This window comes from Amycolatopsis keratiniphila subsp. keratiniphila (genome assembly GCF_001620365.2).
Lineage (GTDB): Bacteria > Actinomycetota > Actinomycetes > Mycobacteriales > Pseudonocardiaceae > Amycolatopsis > Amycolatopsis keratiniphila.
This window is the reverse complement of the sequence record NZ_LQMT02000049.1, coordinates 14,407-37,533: the sequence shown is the minus strand read 5'-3', so window position 1 is coordinate 37,533 and position 23,127 is coordinate 14,407. Positions and strand designations below refer to the sequence as shown.

Annotated in this window: 23 protein-coding genes and 1 tRNA gene; 4 read left to right on the top strand and 20 right to left on the bottom strand. The window is 69.4% G+C overall.

From position 1 onward, the window contains the following. Window positions 1-62: 62 nt before the first annotated feature. The 7 genes from AVR91_RS40920 to dacB all read right to left on the bottom strand — a co-directional run bounded on the left by AVR91_RS40920 (window position 63) and on the right by dacB (window position 7,537). Window positions 63-857: an ESX secretion-associated protein EspG gene (locus tag AVR91_RS40920; RefSeq protein WP_063275564.1), complete on the bottom strand. Its 795-nt coding sequence runs from the start codon at window positions 855-857 to the stop codon at window positions 63-65. 65 nt (window positions 858-922) lie between these two features. Next, window positions 923-2,296, bottom strand: a complete 1,374-nt coding sequence (locus tag AVR91_RS40915) for a WXG100 family type VII secretion target (protein WP_063275565.1) — start codon at window positions 2,294-2,296, stop codon at window positions 923-925. Window positions 2,297-2,313: 17 nt separating this feature from the next. Further along, window positions 2,314-2,679 (bottom strand): hypothetical protein, encoded by a 366-nt coding sequence (locus AVR91_RS40910; protein WP_038520899.1) that lies wholly within the window; start codon window positions 2,677-2,679, stop codon window positions 2,314-2,316. Between the two features lie 144 nt (window positions 2,680-2,823). After that, a complete protein-coding gene (hpt, locus tag AVR91_RS40905; RefSeq protein ID WP_016337783.1) occupies window positions 2,824-3,387 on the bottom strand; it encodes a hypoxanthine phosphoribosyltransferase in 564 nt (187 codons plus the stop codon). 13 nt (window positions 3,388-3,400) lie between these two features. Beyond that, window positions 3,401-4,375 carry a tRNA lysidine(34) synthetase TilS gene (tilS, locus tag AVR91_RS40900; RefSeq protein WP_063275566.1) on the bottom strand — a complete coding sequence of 325 codons (975 nt, stop codon included), beginning with the start codon at window positions 4,373-4,375 and terminating at the stop codon, window positions 3,401-3,403. Continuing rightward, window positions 4,372-5,400: a zinc-dependent metalloprotease gene (locus AVR91_RS40895; RefSeq protein ID WP_063275567.1), complete on the bottom strand. Its 1,029-nt coding sequence runs from the start codon at window positions 5,398-5,400 to the stop codon at window positions 4,372-4,374. Before AVR91_RS40895 ends, tilS begins: the two co-directional genes overlap by 4 nt. A gap of 100 nt (window positions 5,401-5,500) precedes the next feature. After that, window positions 5,501-7,537, bottom strand: coding sequence for a D-alanyl-D-alanine carboxypeptidase/D-alanyl-D-alanine endopeptidase (gene dacB / locus AVR91_RS40890; RefSeq protein WP_143254264.1), 2,037 nt, complete (start codon window positions 7,535-7,537; stop codon window positions 5,501-5,503). Window positions 7,538-7,689: 152 nt separating this feature from the next. Between dacB and AVR91_RS40885 the strand changes: the two genes are divergently transcribed. Then, window positions 7,690-8,208, top strand: a complete 519-nt coding sequence (locus AVR91_RS40885) for an inorganic diphosphatase (protein WP_016337787.1) — start codon at window positions 7,690-7,692, stop codon at window positions 8,206-8,208. A gap of 398 nt (window positions 8,209-8,606) precedes the next feature. Here AVR91_RS40885 and AVR91_RS40880 read toward each other — a convergent pair whose 3' ends face one another. From AVR91_RS40880 to AVR91_RS40855, 6 genes are all read right to left on the bottom strand, one after another. Then, the gene (locus tag AVR91_RS40880) at window positions 8,607-9,875 is read right to left on the bottom strand and encodes a serine hydroxymethyltransferase (RefSeq protein ID WP_063275569.1); all 1,269 of its coding nucleotides are present in this window, start codon (window positions 9,873-9,875) and stop codon (window positions 8,607-8,609) included. Between the two features lie 111 nt (window positions 9,876-9,986). Beyond that, window positions 9,987-10,400, bottom strand: a complete 414-nt coding sequence (locus AVR91_RS40875) for a CGNR zinc finger domain-containing protein (protein WP_063275570.1) — start codon at window positions 10,398-10,400, stop codon at window positions 9,987-9,989. Beyond that, window positions 10,397-10,828, bottom strand: a complete 432-nt coding sequence (locus AVR91_RS40870; RefSeq protein WP_016337790.1) for an uL11 family ribosomal protein — start codon at window positions 10,826-10,828, stop codon at window positions 10,397-10,399. Before AVR91_RS40870 ends, AVR91_RS40875 begins: the two co-directional genes overlap by 4 nt. A gap of 33 nt (window positions 10,829-10,861) precedes the next feature. Continuing rightward, window positions 10,862-11,383, bottom strand: a complete 522-nt coding sequence (locus AVR91_RS40865) for a gamma carbonic anhydrase family protein (RefSeq protein WP_063275571.1) — start codon at window positions 11,381-11,383, stop codon at window positions 10,862-10,864. An 82-nt stretch (window positions 11,384-11,465) separates the two neighbouring features. Then, complete coding sequence (locus AVR91_RS40860) at window positions 11,466-12,692, bottom strand: M14 family metallopeptidase (protein WP_063275572.1); 1,227 nt, start codon at window positions 12,690-12,692, stop codon at window positions 11,466-11,468. Between the two features lie 115 nt (window positions 12,693-12,807). After that, window positions 12,808-13,395, bottom strand: coding sequence for a TetR/AcrR family transcriptional regulator (locus tag AVR91_RS40855; protein WP_063275573.1), 588 nt, complete (start codon window positions 13,393-13,395; stop codon window positions 12,808-12,810). Between the two features lie 123 nt (window positions 13,396-13,518). Between AVR91_RS40855 and AVR91_RS40850 the strand changes: the two genes are divergently transcribed. Then, window positions 13,519-13,983, top strand: a complete 465-nt coding sequence (locus tag AVR91_RS40850; RefSeq protein ID WP_016337794.1) for a GreA/GreB family elongation factor — start codon at window positions 13,519-13,521, stop codon at window positions 13,981-13,983. A 93-nt stretch (window positions 13,984-14,076) separates the two neighbouring features. Here the strand turns inward: AVR91_RS40850 and AVR91_RS40845 are convergent, their stop codons facing one another. The 6 genes from AVR91_RS40845 to AVR91_RS40820 all read right to left on the bottom strand — a co-directional run bounded on the left by AVR91_RS40845 (window position 14,077) and on the right by AVR91_RS40820 (window position 20,315). Beyond that, window positions 14,077-15,609, bottom strand: coding sequence for a PstS family phosphate ABC transporter substrate-binding protein (locus tag AVR91_RS40845; protein WP_063275574.1), 1,533 nt, complete (start codon window positions 15,607-15,609; stop codon window positions 14,077-14,079). A 72-nt stretch (window positions 15,610-15,681) separates the two neighbouring features. Further along, window positions 15,682-17,169: a flavin-containing monooxygenase gene (locus AVR91_RS40840; protein WP_063275575.1), complete on the bottom strand. Its 1,488-nt coding sequence runs from the start codon at window positions 17,167-17,169 to the stop codon at window positions 15,682-15,684. Then, the gene (locus AVR91_RS40835) at window positions 17,166-17,651 is read right to left on the bottom strand and encodes an NAD(P)/FAD-dependent oxidoreductase (protein ID WP_063275576.1); all 486 of its coding nucleotides are present in this window, start codon (window positions 17,649-17,651) and stop codon (window positions 17,166-17,168) included. The genes AVR91_RS40840 and AVR91_RS40835 overlap by 4 nt, the downstream gene beginning before the upstream one ends. Next, window positions 17,648-18,577 carry a hypothetical protein gene (locus tag AVR91_RS40830; protein ID WP_063275577.1) on the bottom strand — a complete coding sequence of 310 codons (930 nt, stop codon included), beginning with the start codon at window positions 18,575-18,577 and terminating at the stop codon, window positions 17,648-17,650. Before AVR91_RS40830 ends, AVR91_RS40835 begins: the two co-directional genes overlap by 4 nt. After that, window positions 18,577-19,392 carry an SDR family NAD(P)-dependent oxidoreductase gene (locus tag AVR91_RS40825; protein ID WP_063275578.1) on the bottom strand — a complete coding sequence of 272 codons (816 nt, stop codon included), beginning with the start codon at window positions 19,390-19,392 and terminating at the stop codon, window positions 18,577-18,579. The genes AVR91_RS40830 and AVR91_RS40825 overlap by 1 nt, the downstream gene beginning before the upstream one ends. Then, the gene (locus tag AVR91_RS40820; protein ID WP_211282830.1) at window positions 19,389-20,315 is read right to left on the bottom strand and encodes an alpha/beta hydrolase; all 927 of its coding nucleotides are present in this window, start codon (window positions 20,313-20,315) and stop codon (window positions 19,389-19,391) included. The genes AVR91_RS40825 and AVR91_RS40820 overlap by 4 nt, the downstream gene beginning before the upstream one ends. A gap of 44 nt (window positions 20,316-20,359) precedes the next feature. Between AVR91_RS40820 and AVR91_RS40815 the strand changes: the two genes are divergently transcribed. Further along, window positions 20,360-20,998, top strand: coding sequence for a TetR/AcrR family transcriptional regulator (locus AVR91_RS40815; protein WP_016337801.1), 639 nt, complete (start codon window positions 20,360-20,362; stop codon window positions 20,996-20,998). 81 nt (window positions 20,999-21,079) lie between these two features. Here AVR91_RS40815 and AVR91_RS40810 read toward each other — a convergent pair. After that, a tRNA-Thr gene (locus tag AVR91_RS40810) sits at window positions 21,080-21,153 on the bottom strand. Window positions 21,154-21,293: 140 nt separating this feature from the next. On the opposite strand from AVR91_RS40810, the gene AVR91_RS40805 reads away from it, so the two are divergent. Beyond that, the gene (locus AVR91_RS40805; RefSeq protein WP_143254263.1) at window positions 21,294-22,982 is read left to right on the top strand and encodes a hypothetical protein; all 1,689 of its coding nucleotides are present in this window, start codon (window positions 21,294-21,296) and stop codon (window positions 22,980-22,982) included. Window positions 22,983-23,127 lie beyond the last annotated feature (145 nt).

The following is a 23,127-nucleotide window of genomic DNA, read 5'->3' as shown; positions in this document are numbered from 1 at the left end:
CGGGACGTTCCTTGCAAATTTTGCAAGGAACGTCCCGTTCATAGCGCGCGAAGTGGGGCGGGTCAGCGCGCGAGGGAAGCCTCGGAAGCGATCTTCCCCAGCATCTCCGTGAGCCGGTGCCGCAGCGTCGCCGGATCGGCGGGCGCGATGGTGATCCAGTCCCGGCCGTCGGCGCCGCGGGTGGCCTGGGTGAAGTACCGGCCGGACTGCGTGTCGAACCAGCTCAGCACCGAAGACCGGCTCCGCGTGCCGTGCTTGCTGCGCGCGTTCGCGCCGAACTGGCCACCGCGAAGCCGCGGCTGGGCCTGAAGCCGCGAGAGGGCCTTTCGGTCCTCGTCGGACGTCGCCGTGCCGTCGATCTGCGGCTGGCGACGCTGGAGGAAGTCCGCCCCCGAAGCACCGACGAGCCCGTCCAGCGGGAGGGTGATCGACTTCTCCGTGCCGCGGCTCCCCGGCGGCAGGAGGGAGACGATCGCGCTCGCGAGGCCGTCCGGGGCGATGGGGTGGAAGTGGAAACCGCGCGGGTCCTGAACCGTCAGCAGGCCCTGGCCGCCGAGCACGGAGGCGACCGCGAGCAGCGGTTCGGTGTTGGGGTTGTTGAGCTGGACGCAGTCCAGGCTCAGGTCCGGCCGCGCGAGGACACCGAAGTAGTCCTCGATATGCGGCTCGGGACGTCCGCGCTCGTCGGCGAGGCGGCGCTGGTTCAGCGACTGGAGCGTCTGCGTCCGCAGGGCCCCGCGCTCGTCCATGGTCGCCCCGTGCGAGCGGAGCCGCAGCGGGTACGGCAGCTCTCCGGCGTTCGCGCTCTCCCACAGGAAGTCCAGCTCGACCGGCGTGAGCAGCTCACCGTTCGCCATCTTCGGCCCCCAAACAAGTCAGCGGGCGCGCGGCCGGATCGGCCGCGCGCCCGGTGAAAACCGTTCTAGCGTTCGTCGTCTTCGGTCCAGGCGCCGATGACCGGCGGCGGGGTCGCCTCGTTGGCGCCGAAAGCGTCGTCCGGGTCCGGCTCGATGAGGAACGACGCGTGCGTGTGCTCCTCCTCCTGCTCGGCCTGCGCACCGTGGGCGCCCATGCCCATGCCGCCGCCCATGCCGTGCATCGGCGGGGTGGCACCGGCGCCGATGGTGCCGCTGGAGGACACGATGCCCTGCTGCGGCACGGCCTGGGACGCGGCGCTCTGCGCGGGCCCGCCCTTTTCGGTGGCCGCGGCGTCGGTGCTGTCGGTGTCCTTGGAGCCGGACTTGTTGCCCTGTCCGAGCGCCTTGGCACCGGCGTAGCCGAGGCCGCCGCCGAGCGCGGCCGCGGTGAGGGCCTGGCCGAGCCCGTTGCCGCCGCTCGCCGGGGCGTGCGGGGTCATCGGGGCACCGGCGCCGGAAGCGACGCCGGCACCCGGCGCGACACCGGCGGCCGGGACGTTCGCGGCGGGGTTGTAGCCGGCCTGCGAGAACACGCCCGAGTCCGGGCCACCGTGGACCGGAGCCGCACCGCTGCCCTGCGCGCCGCCGTAGCCGTGCGTGCCGGCGAGGACGGGGGTGCCGGAGACGGCGCCGGAGTTGAGGCCTCCGCCGCCGATGTTGCCGACTCCGCTGAACCCGGCACTGTTGTGCGTCGCGGTCGGCTTCATGCCGAGGGATTCGGGGCCGAAGCTCGGGGTCGAGCTGTCGACCTCGCTCATCTCCTTGGTGTAGGCCTCGAGGAACCTGGCCTGCTCCGCCCGCACTTCCTTGTCCTGGTCGGCGAGGGGCTTCTGGTCGGTGATCATGCCGACCGGGCCCGCCGCCAGCGCCTGGCCCATGGCCTTCTCGGGGCTGTAGTCGGTCGGCTTCGGCATCAGCTTGACCTTGGTGGCGGCGTCGGCCTGCTTCTGCAGCCGGTCCGACATCGTGTGCGCGGCCTCGGAGGCCTGCGAACCCGAGTTCGCGATGGCGACCAGCGAACCCTGCGCGGCCGCCGCGCCCTGTCCGATCCAGGCGGAGCCCAGCTCGGAGATCGCGTTGTAGAGGTCGTTCGACGCCTGGCTCAGCTTGCTGCCGTGCGAACCCCAGGACTGGCTGATCGCGGTCGCGGTGCTGGGGTCGTTGCCGAGGTTGGCCTGGTTCCACAGGTCCTGGCTGCTCGGGGCGCTCTCCCAGTTCGGCGGGTTCGTGATCGCGCGGTCCGCGCCGATGTCGAACCCGTCGGAACGGCCGCGCGCGGACGACACGATGTTCGCGGCTTCCGTGTTGTCGCCGAGCTGGACCGGCGCGCCGCTGGTGTTGCTCTCGCCGTAAGAGTCGGCGCTGTGCTTCGGTGGCATGGCTTTCTGACTCCCCCTCAGACGTTCCGGAACGGCTCGGCCGCGGCCTGGTCGATCTCGTGGTAACGGGCCATCGCGGTGACGATGCCGGACTCGGCCGCCTCGTACTGCTGGTAAAGGTTCTGGAGGGCGGCGGTGTAGGAGTCACCGCCACCATCGGCACGGTTCGCGACCTTCGCCGCGATCGCGTTGCCGACCGGGTTGTTGCCCAGCTTCGGCGCCTGACCGAGGTCGCCGGCACTGTGGAGCAGCGCCTCGACGGCGTCCTTGCCGGTGCGGATCTTGTTCAGTGCGGTCTGGGCCGCGTCCGGGTCGATCCCGACCTGCCCCTGAGCCGCGGCGTTCTTGAACGCGTTCGCGTCCGCCAGGCTGCTGTTCCCCATCTGAGCTCTCTCCGTTTCCCCCGGGCCAGGCCACGACGGCTTCGTGGCAAAGGTCTTCGCATAGGTTAACGCACTTGATCGCAGCTTATGACGTGTTCGCCGCGCTCAGGGTTCCGCATTCCCCCGCGAACGGGCAAGCCGTTCTCAGGACGTGTAAACGTGCGGATCCAGGGTGCCGATGTAGGGCAGGTCCCGGTAACGCTCCGCGTAGTCCAGGCCGTATCCGACTACGAATTCGTTAGGGATGTCGAACCCGATGTACTTGACCGGTACGTCGACCTTGACCGCCTCCGGCTTGCGCAGGAGCGAGACGACCTCCAGCGACGCCGGGTTCCGGCTCGCGAGGTTCTTCAGCAGCCAGGACAGGGTCAGCCCGGAGTCGACGATGTCCTCGACGATGAGCACGTCGCGGCCGGCGATGTCGCGGTCGAGGTCCTTGAGGATCCGCACCACGCCGGACGACGACGTCGCCGAGCCGTAGGAGGAGACCGCCATGAACTCGAGCTGGGAGGGAAGGGGGAGCGCCCTGGCGAAGTCGGTCATGAACATCACCGCGCCCTTGAGCACGCCGACGAGCAGGAGGTCTCCCTGCCCGGAGCCGGGGCCGTCGGCCGGGTAGTCCGCGGCGACCTGTGCGGCCAGCTCGGCGATCTTGTCGTTGATCTGCTGCTCGGTGACGAGCACGGAGGCGATCTCGCCTTCGTACACGGGACGTTCCCCTCTAGGTGGTGGACTGGGGTGCTTCGAGCAAGAGCCTGCCATGCGCCCGCTTCGCCACCAAGTCACCGGGTAGCCAGACCCCGCCCTGACCCCGCCAGTTCCCCACCAGCGCGTCGACCGAACGCAGATGGGCGTCGGTGAGTTCGCGGACCCCGGAGTCGAGCAGCCACCTGCGGAGGACGCGTCGCCGCAACGCGGGGGGCTCGGTGGCGAGCACCGCGACGTCGAGTCCTTCGCCGGTGAAAGCCCGCAGGTGGACCTCTCCGGCGAGTGTGTCCAACGCCTCGGTGTCCTCGCGCAGTTGCGCCGCCGTGCGGGCGAGCGACGCCGCGACACCGCCGGACAGCACGTCCTCCAGAAGGGGCAGTACTTCCGTCCGTAACCGGACACGGGTGAACCGCGGGTCCTCGTTGTGCGGGTCCTGCCACGGGTCGACGCCGAGCGCCGCGCAGGCCCGCCGGGTGGTGGCGCGGGTGACGCCGAGCAGCGGCCGTCCCCACGGCTGGTCGAGCGGCCGCATCCCGGCCAGCGAACGCGGCCCGGAACCCCGGCCGAGGCCGAGCAGGACCGTTTCGGCCTGGTCGTCGAGGGTGTGGCCGAGCAGGACGAGGCCGTGCCCATCGGGCAGCGCCGAGCGCAAGGCGCCGTAGCGGGCCCGGCGGGCCGCGGCTTCCGGGCCGCCCGCGCCCTCGACGCGCACCTTCAGCACTTCGGCGGTGTCGGCGCCCAGCTCTCGTGCCGTGTCCGCGGCCCGGGCGGCGGTTTCGGCGGAACCGTCCTGGAGGCCGTGGTCGACGACGAGCGCCCGCACCTTCAGCCCCGCTCGGCCGCCGGTGAACGCGGCCGCTTCGGTCAGGGCCAGGGAGTCCGCGCCGCCCGAGACCGCGACGTACACCTCGTCGCGCGGGCTCGCCGACGCGAGGAACTCCCGCACGGCCGTCCGCACGGCCGCGATCGCGGGATCCGGTCCGCTCACCCGTGCAGGCGCCGCACCCAGGCCGCCGGATCGCTGATCTCGGCCCTGGTCGGCAGCGTGTTCGGCGACGTCCACACGGCGTTGAAGCCGTCCATGCCGACGGCGTCGACGACGTGCTTGGTGAACTTCGCGCCCTGTTCGTACTGGCGCAGCTTCGCGTCCACGCCGAGCAGGCTGCGCAGCACGCGGTCGATCAGGCCGCCGCCCTTGCGCCGGGCGGTGAACCGCGCACGGATCAGCTCGACGCTCGGCACCACCCGCGGCCCGACGGCGTCCATCACGAAGTCGGCGTGCCCCTCCAGCAGCGTGGAAAGGGCCAGCAGCCGGTCGAACACCGCGCGTTCGCTCGGCGACTGCAGGAGTTCGGCGAGGCCGGCGCCGCCCGCCTTGCCCTTGCCGATCTGCTTGATGGTGTCCGGCAGGCGGCCGACCAGATCGCTCAGCCCGTCCGCGTCCCGGCCGGCGAGCCCGCCGATCAGGCGCTCGACCTCGTCGGCGAAGTAGTCGCGCAGCCAGGTGACCGCGGTGAACTGCAACCGGTGGGTGCATTCGTGCAGGCAGACCCACAGCCGGAAATCGTGCCCCGGCACGTCCATCGCGCGCTGCGCGGCGACCACGTTCGGCGCGACGAGCACCAGCTGCCCGGCGCGATCCGGCCCACCGAACGGGTCGTACTGGCCGAGCACGCGGGAAGCCAGGAAGGCGAGCACCAGCCCGGTCTGCACACCGGCGCCACCGGCCAGCACGGGCGCCAGCGGGCCGCCCTGCGCTTCCGGCAGCGCGCGACCGGTGAGCGCGTCGAGGCCCGCCGCGGCCGAACGGACCCAGCCGGGCCTGTCGACGACTTCGGCGGGCAGCAGCGGCAGGTCGAGGCCGAGCCCGGTCAGCTCGCGGACGTGCCCCTCGGCCTCGCTCGTCAGGTCACGTAGCTCGGCGACGGCTTTTTCGGCCTCTTCGCGGTCGACCACCGGACCGCCACGCACCAGGAGGGCGCCCGTCGAGGCGGCCAGGGACCAGTCGACCATCGAACGTGTCTTGGTCGGCGTTTCCTCAGTCACTCTTACGACGCTACCCGCTGGGAGACCGGTTTCCGTCCCGACTTCCTCACGCTCCGGTTCCGGTCGCTCACCTGCAGCCGCATTTGTGCAGGGTCGCCGCGACGACGTCGAGCGCGGCCCTGCCCTTGTTCTGGTCCGAACCGGACGACATCAGCGCGAACACCAGCATCCGGCCGTCGGTGTCCAGCACCACGCCCGCGAGGGTGTTCACCCCGGACAGCGTCCCGGTCTTGCCGCGCACCCAGCCCCGGCCCGCCGCCGACGCCGGGTCGCCGTAGCGCTTCTCCAGCGTCCCGCTGCCGCCCGCGACGGGGAGGCCCGCCAGCAGCGGCCGCAGCTTGGGCGTCCTCGGGTCCTTGCCGTCCGGCGCCGCCGAGACCGCGAGGATCTCGCCGAGCACCTTGGCCGGGATCTTGTTCTGGTCGGACAGTCCGCTGCCGTCGTTGATCTGGACCCCGGTGAGATCGAATCCGGCCTGCTTGAGCACGTCCATCGTCGCGGTCGCGCCGCCGGTGAACGACGGCTCGGCGCCCTTCGCGAGCGCGAGCTGGCGGGCGAGGACGTCGGCCATCAGGTTGTCCGAGAGCTGCAGCAGCGAGTTGGCGAACTCGGTCAGCGGCTGCGACTTGACCTCGCCGAGCACCTTCGCGTCCTTCGGCGCCGTCGTCGTACCGCCGGCCTGGGCTTCGAGCTTCCCCGCGATCTTCTGAGTCAGCGCGGCCGCCGGGTTCGCGACGCGGGGTGAGTGGTCGTTCTTCGGGTCGGTCCGGCCGCCGTCCGCCATCACGGGGAGGACCGGCGCCATGTAGGTGTTCCCGGCGGCGGTGTCCTCGGGGTCCCAGCCCTTCGCCGACGTCGGCCCCTTGAACAGGCTGATGTCCAGCTGGACCTTGGAGATCTTGCCGCCCACGGCCTTCTTGACCTGGGCGACGAGGTCGTCGACGTGCGCCGCGCCCGGGTACAGCGGTGAATCGGTGCCCAGCGGCAGCGCGGTCAGCGAGGGGTCGCCACCCGCGACGAGGACGACCGTGCCCGGCTCGGCGCCCTGGACGATCTTCGTCGAGAACTGCGTCCCGTGTTCCATCGACAACAGCGCGGCCGCGACGACGAGGATCTTCGTGGTCGACGCCGGGGTCAGCGGGGTGCCGGAGTTCTTGTCCCACAGCACTTCGCCGGTCGCCGCGTCGACGACGGTGCCGGTGAGCGTGCCCAGGTCCGGGGCACCGGCGGGACCGGCCAGCGCGGCCGCGAGCCCTTCCTTCGTCGGTCCGGCGCCGTTGATGTCCGGCCCGTGCAGGACCCGGGTGACCCCGGCGGGCTTGGGGATCTCCCCCTTCGGCGCGTTCGGCGCCCAGGGCAGGCCGAGCCGGTTCGACACCTTCGGCATCGCGGCGGCGCCGCCCATCCCGGCGAGCAGCAGGACGACGACCAGCGTCGTGATCAGCAGGGCCTTGCGTTTGCGCTTCGGCTTCGGCGCGGGCGCGGATTCGGCGTCGTCGGCCGGGGGTTCTTGAGAGGGCGGCTCGGGCTGCTGGATCCCGACAGTGGCTTCGGAGTCGAAGCGCTCTTCGGCGGGCTCGATGCGGACCGGGCGCGCGTGCATGGTCGCGGACGGGACCGGCGCGGGCGCCGGCGGATCGACCCGGCTCGGCTCGGGGCGGCGCGGCTGGTCCTGCGGGGGTTCCGGCCGCGGCTCGGGTCTCGCGAGCTCGTGCTCTCTCGCCGGTGTCGCGGCTTCCCGGTCGAACTGCTCCCAGTCGGGTTCGTCGGTCCGCCGCGGCTGGACAGGCTGGACGAAGACCGTCTTCGGCGCTTCCGGCTCGACGGGCGTCGCCGGCTCGAAGGCCGACCACTGCGGCGTCGGGGTCTCCGGGACGTCCGGCTCCTCCTCCACCTCGACGACGGGCTGGAACCACGAGCCACTTTCGGGTGTGACCTTCGGCACTGCCAGCTCTTCGGTCTTGCCGTTCGCCAGACCCGACATCGGCAGCCAGACGGTGGCCTCGCTCTCCCCTTTCGTGCCCTTGGGCTCGGCGGATGAGGTGTCCTTGTCGTCCGACGGCCACATCGGGACATCGTTTTCCGGCACGCAACACTCCTTCATCCACCGTCCGGGGAAGGGGCCAAGCTCACATACGACCACATCGATGCGACCGCCCGGGCCCCCGTGGTCCACACTAGTGAAGACAAGACCATGATTTCGGTGAGCCGTCCGCGACGGCGGGGCGTACCAAAGACGAGAGCAGCGAGGCCGGCGTGGAATTCGACGTCACTATCGAAATCCCCAAGGGGGAGCGCAACAAGTACGAGGTGGACCACAAGACCGGTCGGATCAAACTCGACCGGACGCTGTTCACCGCCACGCAGTACCCCGCCGACTACGGGTTCATCGACGACACCCTCGGCCAGGACGGCGACCCGCTCGACGTGCTGGTGCTCGTCCAGGAGCCGACCTTCCCGGGCTGCCTGATCCGCTGCCGCGCGATCGGCATGTTCCGGATGACCGACGAGAAGGGCCCGGACGACAAGGTCCTCGCGGTCCCGACGAACGACCCGCGGCTCGAGCACCTCCGCGACATCCACCACCTGAACGAGTTCCACAAGCTCGAGATCCAGCACTTCTTCGAGGTGTACAAGGACCTGGAGCCGGGCAAGAGCGTCGAGGGTTCGACCTGGGTCGGGCGTTCCGAGGCCGAGGCCGAGATCAAGCGTTCGCTCGACCGTGAGACCGACCGGCTGGCCAAGGAGGCCATCGACGGTCCGGCGGCTCACTAAGTTTCGCTTAAGCACCGAAGGGGCCCTTCACCGCATCTCGTGCGGTGAAGGGCCCCTTCGCGTCTCGTGATCGGATGGACGACACGCGTGATCAGACGGACGGCTCTCTGCGGGACCCGGCCGCGGTCGTGTCGTCCGTCCAGTCACGCGTGACGTCCGTCCAGTCACGTGACATCGCCGATGCTGGACCTCGTGAGTGGTAAGGACGGTTAGAGCGGACCGGTATTTACCTACCCACGCCTGACGGGCGAGAGTGGTGGTTCCGCGGCTGCCGGGCGCGACGATGGAGGATTTGGGACGTTCAACGGCCGGAATCTTCCCCCGTCAACCGCCAATCACACCAGTGGGCAGGTAAATACGAGCCCGTTAGAACCGTCCTTACCACTCACGCGCTTCAACTACGCCGAGTAGCCCGGGATCGGGAACGGCGCCAGGAACTCGCGGATCTCGGCGGCGATGGTGTCCAAAGCGGACTGTTCCCCGCCCGCCGCCGCGGTGATCGTGCGGTCGATCCACTCCGCCACCTTGACCTGGTGCTCCGGCTCCAGCCCGCGAGTGGTGATCGCGGAGGTGCCGAGCCGGATGCCGGACGGGTCGAACGGCTTGCGCGGGTCGAACGGCACGGTGTTGTAGTTCAGTTCGATCCCGGCGCGGTCCAGCGCCTGCGCGGCGGGTTTGCCCGGCACGTTCTTGTTCGTCAGGTCGATCAGCAGCAGGTGGTTGTCGGTGCCGCCGGACACGAGGTCGTAGCCCCGCTCGACCAGCGCCTCCGCCAGCGCACGCGCGTTGGCGACGATGCGGTGCGCGTACGCGGAGAACTCCGGCTTGCGCGCCTCGCCCAGCGCGACGGCGATCGCGGCGGTCGTGTGGTTGTGCGGGCCGCCCTGCAGACCGGGGAACACCGCCTTGTCGACGGCCTTCGCGTGGTCGGCGTCGGAAAGGATCATGGCGCCGCGCGGGCCGCGCAGCGTCTTGTGCGTGGTCGTGGTGATGACCTGCGCGTGCCCGACCGGCGACGGATGCGCGCCGCCCGCGACCAGCCCGGCGATATGCGCGATGTCGGCGACCAGCACGGCGTCGACCTCGCGCGCGATCTCCGCGAACGCCGGGAAGTCGATGGTGCGCGGGATCGCGGTGCCACCCGCGAAGATCAGCTTCGGCCGGTGCTTCAGCGCGAGTTCGCGGACCTGGTCGAGGTCGACGCGGCCGGTCTCCTTGCGGACGCCGTAGCGGACCGGGGTGAACCACTTGCCGGTCGCGGACACGCTCCAGCCGTGCGTGAGGTGGCCGCCGTCCGGCAGCGCCATGCCGAGCACGGTGTCGCCCGGCTGCGCGAAGGCCAGGTACACCGCGAGGTTCGCCGGGGAGCCGGAGTACGGCTGGACGTTCGCGTGGTCGACGCCGAAGACGGCCTTCGCGCGCTCGATGGCGAGGTTCTCGACCTGGTCGATGAGCTGCTGGCCTTCGTAGTACCGCTTGCCCGCGTAGCCCTCGGAGTACTTGTTGGTGAGGACGGTGCCCGTCGCCTCGAGTACGGCCTGGGAAACGTAGTTCTCGGACGCGATCAGGCGGATCTTGTCGTGCTGGCGTTTCGCCTCGTCCTCCACGAGCCCCGCGATCTGCGGGTCGGCGGCGGCGAGCGCGGAAAGTTCGGGCTGGTGTGTCATCGGACGTACTCCTGCCAGAGACGGCCGGACCCAGGCGCGCGGTACCGGCCTTGTCGTCGCTTCCCGGTGGTGCTCCACCTCAAATGGCGCCAGTCGCTGGTGCGGACCAGCCTAGAGCACGGCGCGGGACCCGGCGTGCGGACGATGTCCGGCGCACCACCGGCGGCTGCACCCGGCCGTACGGTCACAGAACGCCTGTGCGCACACGGCACAGCGTTTGATCCGCCGCCAGCCACCGAACACGACGAGTTCCGCCAGCCCGGACGCTCCCGCGACCAGGTCACCGCAGCCGGGCCACGCCGTCACGTGCACCAATCGCCAGCCCTTCCCGGACTCGACCAGCCGCGGCGCGGCACCGTTCCCGGCGAGGATCCGGTTGAGCCGGTCGGCGGCGGCGTGCTCGTCCGGTAGCGCCGATACGACGCCGGCGAGCCACGGATTCCCTTGGGCCAGCAGCCTTTCCGCGACTTCGAGGGCCGGGTCGAGGTCGCGGAAAGGCGGGACGATCACGTGCTTGCGCGTCACGGTTCTTCGATCGCGACGCCCATCGAGCGGGCCGTGCCCGCGATCGTGCGCATGGCCGCTTCGACGTCGCCGGTGTTGAGGTCCGGCAGTTTCCGCTCGGCGATCTCGCGCAGCTGGTCTCGGGTCAGCTTCCCGGCGACCTCATGCCCAGGGCGGCCGGATCCCTTGCCGCCCAAGGCCTTCTTGATGAGGAACGACGCGGGCGGGGTCTTCAGCCGAAGTTCGAAGGACCGGTCCTCGAACACCGACACGACCACCGGGACGATGTCGCCCCGCTGCGCCGCCGTCGCCGCGTCGTAGGCCTTCTTGACCTCGACGAGGTTCACGCCGGTCTGCCCGAGCGTCTTCCCGAGGTCGACCACCGGCGCGTTGCCGGCGGTCAGCTCGAGGGTCGCCTGATGTGTTTTCTTCTTCGACTTCGGTGCCATGCGCCGAAGCTATGGTCTCCAGTCACTGGAGAGTCAATCGATCGGTTTGACGCTCTCCGCGTGACGGCGTGCCAGCTCCTGGTAGATCACCGCGTTGTGCTCGACCCAGCCGCGGGCGGTGCCGTCGAGCGGGACGTGCTTCTTCGCCGGGCTGCCCATGGCGACCGTCTCCGGCGGGATGACCATGCCGGGCGTGACCGTGGCGCCGGCGGCGACCAGGGCCTTCGCGCCGATCTGCGCCTTGTCGAGCACGGTCGAGCCGTTCCCGATCAGCGCCTGCTCGCCGATCGTGCAGTCGTGCACGAGGCACTGGTGCCCGACGGTGACGTTCTTGCCGACCTCGGTCACGCCGCCGTTGACGTGGATGACCGAGTTGTCCTGGATGTTGGCGCCCTCGCGGATGAGGATCTTCCCGAAGTCGGCGCGCAGCACGGCGCCGTACCAGACGGAGGCGCCCTTCTCGACGACGACGTCGCCGATCAGGGTGGCGGTGGGGGCGATCCACGCTTCGGGATCCACCTGGGGACGGTGCCCCTCGAATTCGAACATCGGCATGCCCCGCACCTTATGCCGAAAGTCCGTGAAGGCCTCCTTGAGAGACCCAGAGTCCCTCAAGGAGGCCTTCACGGAACGTCGCTCAGCCGATGGCGGTGTTCAGCAGGAGGTCCACGGCCTTGTCGTTACGCGTGGTCTCCCGGACGATCACCTCGTCGGGCGGGTAGAAGCCGGGGTTCGAACCCCGCGGGTACATCTCGAAGGTGAAGCTCAGGATCTTGTGGGTGCCCCACATCCAGTCGTCGATCGTCCCGTCGGTGATGTACAGGTCGCTCGACTGCTGCGGCGTGTAGCCGTTGGTCGCCGCCAGCTGCCGTCCCAGCGTCTGGAACCGCTGCGCCTCGGCCGCCGTCATGCCGGGCGCGGTGTCGTTGTAGGTGAAGCCGAACGGCCACAGCACGAGCTCCGAATAGGTGTGGAAGTCGATGCTCGCCTTGATCTGCTGGACGCCGCCGATCTTGCGCGAGTTGACGAAGTTGGACACGGCCCTGGTCTCCGGGGCGGAGAACGCCGACGGGCCGCGGTAGGTCTCACTGGTGGTCGAGCCCGACGAACCGCCGCAGCAGCCCCAGTTGTAGGCCCAGTTGCGGTTGGGGTCGGTGCCGTTGCCCTGCCGGTTCTTGCGCCAGTACTTGTAGCTGCCGCCGGAGATGTCGTACTCCGAGCCGTCGGGGTTGACGTTCGGGATCACGTAGATCTCGGCGCTGTCGACGAACCGCTTGATCGCCGGATCCGAGGCGTAGCCCTGGGTGAACCGGTTCACGATCCGCAGGCACATCTCGGTGGTGAGGTGTTCACGCGCGTGCTGGTTGCAGGTGAACAGGACTTCGGGCTCGTTCTCGTCCGTGCCGACGTTGTCGCTGATCTTCATCATGTTCAGCGCACGGCCCTGGTACGAGTTGCCGACGCTGCTCAGCCGCGCGATCGAGCCGTAGTTCGACTGCGCGTTGCGAAGCTCCGTGGTGACCTCGGCGTAGTTGTGGAAGCCGGAGTCCGACGGCGGGAAGTCGTTGATCGCGTTGGTGCCGACCTTCTCCGACCGGTCGACCACGCCGCGTTGCTCGACGCGGTAGCCGAGCGAACGGATCTTCGCCGCGTCGCGCGCCTCGCCGATGAACGTGGTCGTGCCGCCGGCGGAGCCGAGGACGTCGACGCCCAGCCGGGAGATCTGGGTGCGTTGCTGGGAAGTCCCGGTGCCGAAGACCTCGTAGATCTGGACCTGCGCGTCCTCGGCCTGCTGGTCCGCGGTCGCCGGACTCGCGGCGACCGGGATGGTGAACGCCGCGACGGCCGCGATCGCCACGGCCATGCACCGTCTTATGCGCATCGTCGTCTCCTAGCTCTCAGGCAGGGAAGGGGAACCTCACCATGACCGGAGCCGGAAGAGCGAACAATCCGTAACAGTACGGATCTAATGCGTATTTCTAGCCGTAGTTCGCGAAACAAAGCGCTTCGATGTCACCACGCAGTGCGGCGAACGGCCGCCGCCGGACGCGCTGCTGGACGATCGCGCCGAGCAGATAGGACAGTAGGGCCCGCGCCCGTGCCCGCGGGTCTTCGACGTCGAGCGGCGCGAGCAGTTCCGCCAGCAGTTCGGTGATCGAGGTCAGCATGACGTCGATGGCCTGAGGGTGCTGCGCGCGGCCCGCGGCGATCCAGTACTCGAACCAGAGGAAGGCCGCGTTCGGGCGGCCGGAGAACTCGGCGAGGAAGGCCTCCAGCGCGGCGAAGAGCCGCTCATCCGGGTGATCGTGTTTCGCCGATGTTTTGCGCAAATCGGCGATGAACGTTGTGATGTGCGCCGCCATCGCGCGGTCGATCAAGACGTCGATGTCCGCGAAGTAGTAATGAATCGCACTCTTCGTGAGCGGCCCGGCGTCCGCGATCGCCCGCACGGTGCAGCCCGCGAGCCCGTCCCTTGCGAGCACGACACGCGCCGCTTCGACGATCTGTTCCTGTTTCTGCAGCTGATTGGGGGAGAGCCGCGCGCTGCGGCCGGGAACGGCGGTCACGAAGTTCCTTACACCAAGTAGTCAGGACACGAGCCCTGAAGCTTAGGGCAAGCGTCCTGTCCGATCACAGCGGGTGAAAAATCTAGGTGGCTAGCCGCCGATCCGTAGCGGACAATGCCCGGCATGGTGACCTCAGGGGACAACGGGTTCAGCCCGGCCGCACGACGGCAGCTGGAGAAGGAACTCGCCGATCTGCGTGCGCAGCGCGACGCGATGGCGCCGCTCGTCGGCGAGCAGGAACGAACCGGCGACGCCGCCGACCAGGCGGAGGTGCTGGACCGCGCGGAGGCCGCCGCCTACCTCGACCGGCGCATCGCCGACGTCGCGGCGAAACTCGAGCACGGCGGCCGCGACAGCAAGGGCCTGCTCCCCGACGGCACCACCGTCACCCTCAGGTTCGCCGACGGCGACGAAGACGAGCTCCACATCGTCACGATCCCCGGCGAGGACGCGGACGCCTCCACGGTCACCTCGGACAGCCCGCTCGGCCTCGCGCTCGTCGGCGCGAAGGACGGCGACGAGATCACGTACCGGACGCCGCGGGGCGAGACCAGTGCCACGGTCGTCACCCTGAAGCCGCCTGCCTGACCTCGCACTCCCTCGGATGTCATGAAAGGGCCGTTCAGGACACTTTTCGTCCTGAACGACCCTTTCATGACACTTGAGCGCCGGACATCGCCTTCACGCGCCCGGACGGCACAACACCGGATTCGCCAGCTCCGCGCACGGCCGGTGCCCGTGCGACCGCACGATGTCCTTGCCGACCTGATTCGTCAGGTACCGCAGGAAGCTCGCGACGAGCGAGTCGGCCTTCGGCTCGCCGAACGTGTACGCGTACTCGGTCTCCCAGAACGGGTAGGCCGCGTGGATCGCGCCCTCCAGCGCCGCCTGGTGGCCGTCGATCCGCACCGCCAGCACGTCCTCGCGTTTCGTGGCGGCGCCCAGTTCGCTGTAGCCGAGCGCGCCCGGCACACGCGACACCGCGTCGAGGACGTCGTTCGTGGACGGCTTCGCGCACCGCACCACGCCCGGCTGCGCACCCGGCGCCGGTTTGAGGCAGTCGTCGGAGTTGTCCCCGGGTTCCCGCTTGCCCGCCAGGATCTGTCCCTCGAACGTCCGCCGCGTACCGGAATCGGAATGCCGGTCGACGAGCCGCACCGGCCGGTCCTTACCGCCGATCTCCCGCCAGTTCGCGATCTTGCCCTCGTAAACGTCGCGGATCTGCGCGAGCGTGAGGTCCTGGACCCCGGCCTCCTTGTTGATCACGAGCGTGAACAGCGAGAAAGCGACCGGACGCGGCAGCAGTTGGGGGAACCCCTCGCCCTTGGCGCCGTCGGAGAACGCCAGCACGCCGTCGTTCCCGGCCTGGTTCAGGCTGCCTAGCCCTTCCGCGCTCCCCCGGGTGTCGAAGACGAACGACGCACCCGGGCACGTCTTCGCGTACGAAGCCGTCGCTTCCTTCAACACCGGGGCGAACGCCGTCGATCCGGTGATCGTCAGCTTCCCGGACGCGCAGTCCAGCGGCGGCGGCTTCTCGTCGAAGACCAGCGAACGGGTCAGCTGGAAGATGCTGATCACCACGAGGAACAGGATGAGCGCGATCACCGAAGTCGTCGGCCCGGTCCGGCTCTTGGTCTCGCGGAGGCTGCCGCCCTTGATCTCGCCGACGACCTGGGGCTCGTCGAAATCGTCCGGCGAACCGTTGGGGATCCGGTCGAGCACGGCGAGGATCTTGTAGTGCGCGCCGCGGTTCAGCGGCACCCTCGGCAGGTCGATCACCCCGGACGGCCGTTCGGGATTCTCGTCGCGCGCGCCGAAACCGGAGTCGTCGCCGAAACATTCGTGCAGATGCGGCGAGCTGAGTTCGGTCACCACCATCCCGGCCACGGTGCGGCCGGGGAACTTCACGCGGATGCCGACGGGGTCGTCCGCGTTGACCGCGTAGTCGTCGGTGTCGATGTCGGTGGTGCCGTTGTTCTCGATGCGCAGCAGCACGAACGACGGGTCGACGAGCCGCTCGCCGTTCTCGTGCTGGAGCTGCGCCAGCGCGTCGGCCGTCGGCGCGAACCCGCGCCCGGACGCCGTCGGGGTGTCCATCTGCACGCGGTAGCCGAGCCGTTTGCGGCCGACGAGCGCGAACTCCCACAGGAACGCGACGGCCGGGACGGCGATCCCGGCCACCGCGAGCAGGACGTCCCAGGGAAAGCCTTCCAAGACCAGCCTCCAGGTTCGGGGAATCGAACCTAAGGCCCGTCACGGCCGGGGACGGCGGACTTCAGCCAGTGTTCACCGGCCGTCCGCGAAGGCGTAGTCGTCGAGGTCGAAGAACCGGCTCGTCACCATGGTTTCCAGCGTCGGCGAGGCGCGGAAGGGCACGTCCCCGTTCGCGTCGAAGTAGTAACTGTTGGCCAGTGAACAGCTGTCCTGGAAGAACACCTGGTGCTTGCGCCGGTCCAGCATGCTCCGGAAGTACCGGTCGTTGGCCTCGCTCGTGACCTCCACACGCGTCGCGCCGGTCTTCCTCGCGTTGCGCAGGCAGCGGATGATGTGCGCGGTCTGCGTCTCGATGAGGTTGAAGTACGAGGAACCGTTGTAGCCGTACGGTCCGAGGATGGTGAAGAAGTTCGGGAAACCGGGGACGCTGACGCCCTGATAGGCCTGGAACCGGTTCTCCGCCCAGAACTTCTCGAGGTCGGCGCCGCCCGCGCCGCGCACGGTGAAGGCGGGCATGTTGCCCTTCTCGAACACCTTGAACCCGGTCGCCAGCACCAGGACGTCGACCGGGTGCTCGGTGCCGTCGGCGGTTCGCACCCCGGATTCGGTGATCGCTTCGATGCCGGTGGTCTCCAGCGTGACGTCGTCCCGGTTGAACGTCTGGAGGTATTCGTTCGAGAAGCTCGGCCGCTTGCAGCCCAAGGCGTAGCGCGGGGTCAGCTTCTCGCGGGTTTCGGGATCCTTGACCGCGCGGCGCAGATGCGCGCGCCCGAGCCGCTCGCCGGCGCCCGCGGTCGGCAGCAGGTTGTGGAAATGCGCGGCCAGCGGGAAGGTCACCTCGACGAGGGCCTGGCTGGCCAGCCGGGACACCAGTTTCGCGCCCGGCAGCCGCCGCAGCGCGAGCCGCGCCGTCCGGGGCAACGCGGCGTCGGGTTTGGGCAGGCACCAGATCGGCGTGCGCTGGAACACCGTCAGATGCGCGGCCTCCGGCGCGATGGACGGGATCACCTGCACGGCCGAGGCCCCGGTGCCGACGACGGCGACGCGTTTGCCCCGCAGATCCACGCCGTGGTCCCAGCGCGCGGTGTGCATGACCGTGCCGCGGAAGGCGTCGATGCCGTCGATGTCCGGCGGCTTCGGCTGGGTGAGCACGCCGGTGGCGCCGACGACGAATCGTGCCGTCAGCGGCCGGCCCTCGGCGGTTTCGAGGCGCCACAAGTGCGTCTCGTCGTCGAAGGTCGCGGAGACGACCTTGCTGCCGAGGCGGGTGCGGCGGCGGATGTCGTACTTGTCGACGCAATAGTCGGCGTACGCCTTCAGCTCGCGGCCGGGCGCGTAGACCCGCGACCAGCCGGAGATCTGCTCGAACGAGAACTGGTAGCTGAACGAGGGGATGTCGACGGCGACCCCGGGATAGGTGTTCCAATGCCACGCGCCGCCGACGCCGTCGCCTTCCTCCAGCATCAGGAAGTCTTCGAAACCGGCTTGGTGCAGCAGGATCGCGGCCCCGATCCCGGAGAATCCCCCGCCGATGATCGCGATCTCGTGGTCCGGCTTCATGCGGGCGATCCTTCCTTGGCGAACAGTGAGCTGGGCCCGAGCACCACCACGTCGGCCTGGTGCTCGATACCTTCGGCGGTGCGGATTCCGCCGGGCGCGAAGGCGTAGACCGGCCAGGTGATGAGCTTGCAGCCGGGCTTCCGGAGCGCTCCGTAGTAGCCGAGGCCCGGTGCCGTCCGCCGCGAGCCGAAGCGGCGGTCGGGCGTCAGAAGCCTGCGGATCCAGGGGTCTTTCACCTGCCAGCGCAGGAAAACCCGGGCGACGGCGACACCGAGGGCGGCCGGCCCGGGGACCGGCATCGGCACCACCCAGTCCGGCTCCTCCTGGAACACCTTCACCGATCGCGCGGTGGCCATCGCCTCGGGCACGATCTGGGCCGCCTCGCGGCCGGGCGCGACCACGGCGACACGCTGTCCGGTGAAGTCGTGCCCGAACCATTCGGTGCCGCGCAGCACCTCGCCCCGGAACTCACCGAGGCTCATGACGCGACCGGTTCGTGGGTGATCTCCTCGGTCCACGACTGCGGCTTTCCCAGCAGCCGCGCGGGAATCAGCCGGGTGACCTTCACCATCGGATCGGCGAGCAGCCGGTGGTAGACGTGCGAACGGTCGACGATCATCGCCGCCTGCGCCTTGAGCACGTGGTACGCCGGGATGCGTTTGGTGAACTCGCCGCGGCCGCCGATGGTGGAGAACCGCTTCACGGCGTTGTACAGCTTCTTCTCCGGCAGGCCCATCGCGACGATGTTGTCCCGCATCTTGTTGATCAGCGGCACGAACACCACGATCAGGCCGAGGACGATCTGGGGTTTGAGCGAGCCGATCGATTCGGTGAGCAGTTTGGTCGTGGATCCGGCGCCGATCAGCTCCAGCACCTCGAAATCGGCCGTGATGTGCCGGGCCTCGTCGGAGTTGATGTGCCGGAACACCTGATGGCACACCGGATCCGAGACCTCTTCCAGCAGGAACTTCACCAGCGCGCCGTCCAGCGCGCATTCCAGCAGCGGGATGAGCGTGGCCAGTGCCGTCAGCGGCAGCGTGTCGCCGAAGTCGTCGAGGACCTTGATGGCGAGCTTGACGTTGATGTTCGGCTCGGGCATCGAACCGTGCTCGTCGAGCATGCCCCATCGCTTCATCAGCGCGAGTTCGGCGTTGGCGTGCTTCTGTTCCTCGGCGTGGAAGTAGCGGTAGATCTCCTGGATCACCGGGGTCGGCGCCTTCTTGGCCAGCGAGGCGAACCCGCGCGCGCCGACGTGCTCGATCCACACGAGGTCGGCCATGAACGGCCTCATCTTGGCACGGAGTTCGTCCGTCATCGTCTCGGCGCCGGGTGCGTCCCAGTCGATGTCGGCCAGCGACCACTGCTTGTCCTTGATGGTCTGGAGCATCGCCGCGAAGTCGTAGGCCATCACTTCTCCTTTTCGGCGGGCAGGAACCGGCCGAGCAGACCGGCGATCCGCGTGTACGGGACGGGCACGAACCGCTTGGCGTGCCACAGAAGCTGGGCGTCGGGCTGCGGTACGACGTAGAGGCGTCCGCGATCGTGGGCGTCGAGGGTCATCTTCGCGACGCGCTCCGGCGAGAACCCGACCACATCGGACACCCGTTGCGCGAGGCCGCGTGCGCCGTCTTCGATGAGCTCGCCGCCGAAGATGTTGGTGCGCACGAAGGTCGGGCACAGCACGGTGACCGCGACGCCGGTGCCGGACAGTTCGGCCGCCAGTGTCTCGGACAGGCTGACGACCCCGGCCTTGCTCACGTTGTACGCGGCCATCCTCGGCGCGGCGGTGAACCCGGCGGCCGACGCGACGTTGATGACGCCGCCCGCCTTCGCCGCGCGCATGGCGGGGACGAAGGTGTGGCAGCCGTGGATCACGCCCCAGAGGTTCACCCCGAGCGTCCGCTGCCAATCGGACAGCGGGCTCTGCCCGACGAGTTTGCCGCCCGCGCCGATCCCGGCGTTGTTGACGACGAGGTCCGGCTCGCGGCCGAACCAGGACCGTGCCTGGCTAGCCAAGTCCGCGACCTCGTCCACATCGGACACGTCACAGGCGATGGCGACCGCGTTCTCGAGCGTTTTCGCGGTTTCTTCGGCGGCTTCGAGGTCGATGTCGGCGCAAACGACGCGGCTGCCGCGCCGGACAAGCTCGGCCACGATCGCCCGCCCGATCCCGCTTCCCGCACCGGTGACGACGGCGTGCGCTCCGTGGGTCCGTTTCGTCATGCCGCCCTCACGATCGCCGGAAGGTTCCCGGTGAGGAAGCGGCAAGCCCGCTCCATCGCCGGCGCCGCTTCGGGGATGAAGCGGGTCAAGGCCTGGAAGACGTGCATCTGACCAGGCACCACGTCGAGTTCGCAGTCGGCTCCCGCGCGGCGCAGCGCCCTGGCCAGCTCGATGGCGTCCGCGGCGAGCATTTCGAGCCCGCCCGCCTGGATGATCGTCGGCGGGAAACCCTTGATGTCGTCGAAGGCGAACCGCAACCGCTCCGACGCGAGGTCGGCGTCCACTGTGTACAGACCGACCAGCCGCGCGGCCGCGGCGGCGGAGATCATCGGGTCCGGGCTCATGCGTTCTCGTTGGGCGGCCAAGGAGAACGTCACGTCGAACAACGGCGAGAAGAGCGCCAACGCCGCGGGTGGTTCTCGGTGCTCGCGGATCAGCTGCGCGGCGAGGTCGACCGCGAGATGCCCGCCCGCGGAGTCGCCCGCGACGAGGATCCGCCGATATCCCTGATCGAGAAGCCGGTCGTAGGCAGCGCGGACGTCGTCGGCGGCGCTCGGGAAGCGATGCCGCGGCGCGAGCCGGTACTCGCAGGCGAAGACCGGCAGCCCGGTGCCGGCCGAAACCCGCGTGGTCAGCCCGCGATGCGTGCGCGCCGAGCAGAGCGCGTAACCGCTGCCGTGGATGTAGAGGACCACGGCGTTGCCCTCGCTCACCTCGGGCGCGCGGACCCACTCGCCGCGGACACCGGGCTCGACGCGACTCCCCTTCAACGGCGGCGAGGCCAGCCACAAACTGCTCGCGATGAAGGCCCGGGAGAACGCGACGCCCGCGCGGTTGGCCGGGATCGCGTTGGCGATCGGCCGCACGAAAGCGGACGTCAGCGCGGAGGCCAGCCCGGCACGCAGGCCATTCTGCGGTCGCATGCCCTCAGAATGAATCTGAGGGCACCTGCTGTCAAGATGGGGAGGTGACCGCATCCCGCCGCTACAGCGGCAAAACCGCCGACGAACGCCGCGCCGAACGGCGGCTGGCGCTCCTCGGTGCCGCGCTGGAGATCTGGCAGGAACAGGGCTGGGCGGCGGTCACCATGCGGGGCGTCTGCGCGCGGGCGAACCTGACCGACCGGTACTTCTACGAGAGCTTCGCCAACCGCGACGCGCTCCTCGCCACCGCCTGGGAACAGGTCCGCGACGAGACCCTGCGGATGGTCCTCGACGCCGTCGCCGCCCGCATCGAGCAACCCGCCCTGGACCAGCTCCGCGCCGCCGTCGACGTCGTCGTGCACCACGTGCAGGAAGAACCGTCGCGCGCGCAGATCCTGTTCGGCGACCACGCGGGCAGCGCGGTGCTGGAGCAACTGCGGCGGCAGACCGTCCAGGAGACCACCGGCCTGCTGATCGATCTGGCGCGGCCGCATCTGAAACCGGACGTGGACGGGCTGGAGTTCCGGGTCAACGTCCTGCTGGGCATCGGTGGCTTCGTGGAGATCATGCTCGCGTGGCGCTCCGGGCTGCTCGACGCGGACGCGGACACGCTCGTCGAGCACCTCACGGGAGTGGGCACCTCGCTGTCGCGGATGTTCCTCAAGGGTGACACCAACGGGTGAACTTTCGGCACGGCCCGGTGCCGCGCCGGAAACGAGTCAGGGCCTCATCCGGAGTGTTCCGAATGAGGCCCTGACCTGCGGAGCCGCCTAGGGGAATCGAACCCCTGACCTATTCATTACGAGTGAATCGCTCTGGCCGACTGAGCTAAGGCGGCGGACATCGGGCTCGCACCCGATGACGGAGCCAAGTGTAGCGGAGGCTTGAACGTCACCTTCGAGGGCCACCGTCGTTAAGGTCCTATGACGCCGGTCTCAGTCCCCCAAGATCGGCCCATCCCCACTGGAGGACCTGTTCATGCGGCAACGACTGCCCCGTGTGCTGGCGCTTCCGGCCGCCGCGGCCCTGCTTCTGCTGACCGCGGCTCCGGCGACCGCCCAGACGATCCCGACCACGCCGATCCCCGATCCGGCGAATCCGGGACAGCCGCCGATGTCGGCGCCGATCGGGCCGCAGCCGCTGGGGAAGGCGGTCGGTGACGCGGGAGCGGCGCTCGGGGTGCTGCGGCTGCTGCCGAACGCGGTGCCGACCAGCGCCATCCTGCCGGGAGCGGGCGAGTTGCTGCCGAAGCAGTCCGCGCTCGAAGCCGGGATGGGGCTTTCCAGCGCGCAGGCCAACTCCGAGGCCTACCTGAACTATGAGAAGTCGATCGCGCAGTCGTCGCCGTTCGGCCTGTCCGCCGCAGGCAACGCGCCGCAGACGCCGGGCAGCCTCGTGCAGACGGCGTTGCCGGACAACGCGAAGCCGATCAGCGGCGGCCTCAACGCGCCGAAGAACCCGCTGTTCAACCTCGGCCTGCTCAACGGTCAGGCGCACGCGCGCTGGAGCCCGACGCTCGGGCCGTGCGTCGGCACGATCGCCGATTCGAGCACTTCGATCGCGAACCTCGCGCTGCTGCCGACGATCCCGAACATCCCGGGCGCCGACCAGCTGACCCAGGCCTCCGACCAGCTCAAGGCGGGTCTGTCCGCGCTCGGCCCGCTGGCGAACCTCGGCGGGCTGCTTTCGGGCACCAGCGCCAGCGCCGACGGCAAGGGCGCGGTGCTGAGCCTGCCGAACACGCTGTCGTCGCGTTCGGTCGTGCGGCTCGTCGACATCCCCGGCTCGAAGAACAAGGCCGTCGAGTCGACGTCGACCCTGCAGGCGGCCAACATCGAACTGCTGAAGGGCACGCCGCTCGGCTTGACGATCAAGGTCGCCAGCCAGCCGACGCTGCGGGTCACCTCGACCGGCGACAAGAAGACGTCGAAGGTCGAGTACAGCGCCCCGGTGCTGCAGATCGTCCGCGGCGACAAGGTGCTGTTCACTCTCGACGCGAACAACCCGACCAAGGACATCCCGATCGGGATCCCGTTGCCGTCGCTCAAGCAGGTTCCGGGTTTCGACCAGCTGAAGAACGTGCCGGTGATCGGCGGGCTGGCCGAGATGCTGAACGGTGCCACCAAGCAGCTTCCCGGCGGCGAGGCCGGGAACGGGCTCACCCTCGACATCGGGGTGCTGAAGCTGTCGATCGCCGGGCTGAACCAGAAGTCGAGCGACATGACTTCGCCGTTCAAGGGCTTCCAGATGGGCGCCTCGGCGCGGCTGCTGGACCTGCAGATCCTGCCGACGACGGCGCTGCAGAAGGCGTTGCCGCCGGACGCCGCGAAGAAGCTGCCTTCGTCGCTGGCCCAGGTCTCGCTCGGTGAGCAGATCGCCCGGGCGTACGCGCCCACGGGTGGTGTCGAGTGCGGTACGGCTCAGGCGCCTCCTGCCGGGAACAACGGTGGCGCGGCGCCGAAGGGGCCGGTCAAGAACCTGGCGTACACCAACGCCGCCTACGACACGGTGCCGATGTTCTGGTCGGGTACGGCGATGCTGCTGATCGGTGTCGTTCTCGTGGCCGCCATGCCGGGACGGCGCCGGCTCGCGGTGGTCCCGGTCGCGAAGAAGTCGCCTGGCTTCAAGCCTTCACCACGGCCGCGCTCTCTGGACTCGGAGGACTAGACGGGGCGAGGAGGGTGATGAACGGTCCTTTCACGCCCGCGTGAGAGGACCGTTCGTACCCCTGGGTCGCTTTTCCTGACGCGCCCAATGTGACATTGGGGTCATCGAGCGTCCCCAATGCCACATTGGGCGCGTCCGACCGCCG

Bases quoted from the DNA above. Each gene is read 5' to 3' on its own strand.
- AVR91_RS40870 (WP_016337790.1), bottom strand. From the start codon at position 10,828: ATGGCACCGAAGTCGAAGAAGAAAACACATCAGGCGACCCTCGAGCTG.
- AVR91_RS40910 (WP_038520899.1), bottom strand. From the start codon at position 2,679: ATGGGGAACAGCAGCCTGGCGGACGCGAACGCGTTCAAGAACGCCGCG.
- dacB (WP_143254264.1), bottom strand. From the start codon at position 7,537: ATGAAGGAGTGTTGCGTGCCGGAAAACGATGTCCCGATGTGGCCGTCG.
- AVR91_RS40805 (WP_143254263.1), top strand. From the start codon at position 21,294: ATGCGGCAACGACTGCCCCGTGTGCTGGCGCTTCCGGCCGCCGCGGCC.
- AVR91_RS40830 (WP_063275577.1), bottom strand. From the start codon at position 18,577: ATGGCCTACGACTTCGCGGCGATGCTCCAGACCATCAAGGACAAGCAG.
- AVR91_RS40915 (WP_063275565.1), bottom strand. From the start codon at position 2,296: ATGCCACCGAAGCACAGCGCCGACTCTTACGGCGAGAGCAACACCAGC.
- AVR91_RS40835 (WP_063275576.1), bottom strand. From the start codon at position 17,651: ATGAGCCTCGGTGAGTTCCGGGGCGAGGTGCTGCGCGGCACCGAATGG.
- AVR91_RS40860 (WP_063275572.1), bottom strand. From the start codon at position 12,692: ATGGCCGTGGCGATCGCGGCCGTCGCGGCGTTCACCATCCCGGTCGCC.
- AVR91_RS40825 (WP_063275578.1), bottom strand. From the start codon at position 19,392: ATGACGAAACGGACCCACGGAGCGCACGCCGTCGTCACCGGTGCGGGA.
- AVR91_RS40865 (WP_063275571.1), bottom strand. From the start codon at position 11,383: ATGCCGATGTTCGAATTCGAGGGGCACCGTCCCCAGGTGGATCCCGAA.
- AVR91_RS40895 (WP_063275567.1), bottom strand. From the start codon at position 5,400: ATGGTCGACTGGTCCCTGGCCGCCTCGACGGGCGCCCTCCTGGTGCGT.
- AVR91_RS40920 (WP_063275564.1), bottom strand. From the start codon at position 857: ATGGCGAACGGTGAGCTGCTCACGCCGGTCGAGCTGGACTTCCTGTGG.
- AVR91_RS40820 (WP_211282830.1), bottom strand. From the start codon at position 20,315: ATGCGACCGCAGAATGGCCTGCGTGCCGGGCTGGCCTCCGCGCTGACG.
- AVR91_RS40880 (WP_063275569.1), bottom strand. From the start codon at position 9,875: ATGACACACCAGCCCGAACTTTCCGCGCTCGCCGCCGCCGACCCGCAG.
- AVR91_RS40840 (WP_063275575.1), bottom strand. From the start codon at position 17,169: ATGAAGCCGGACCACGAGATCGCGATCATCGGCGGGGGATTCTCCGGG.
- AVR91_RS40850 (WP_016337794.1), top strand. From the start codon at position 13,519: ATGGTGACCTCAGGGGACAACGGGTTCAGCCCGGCCGCACGACGGCAG.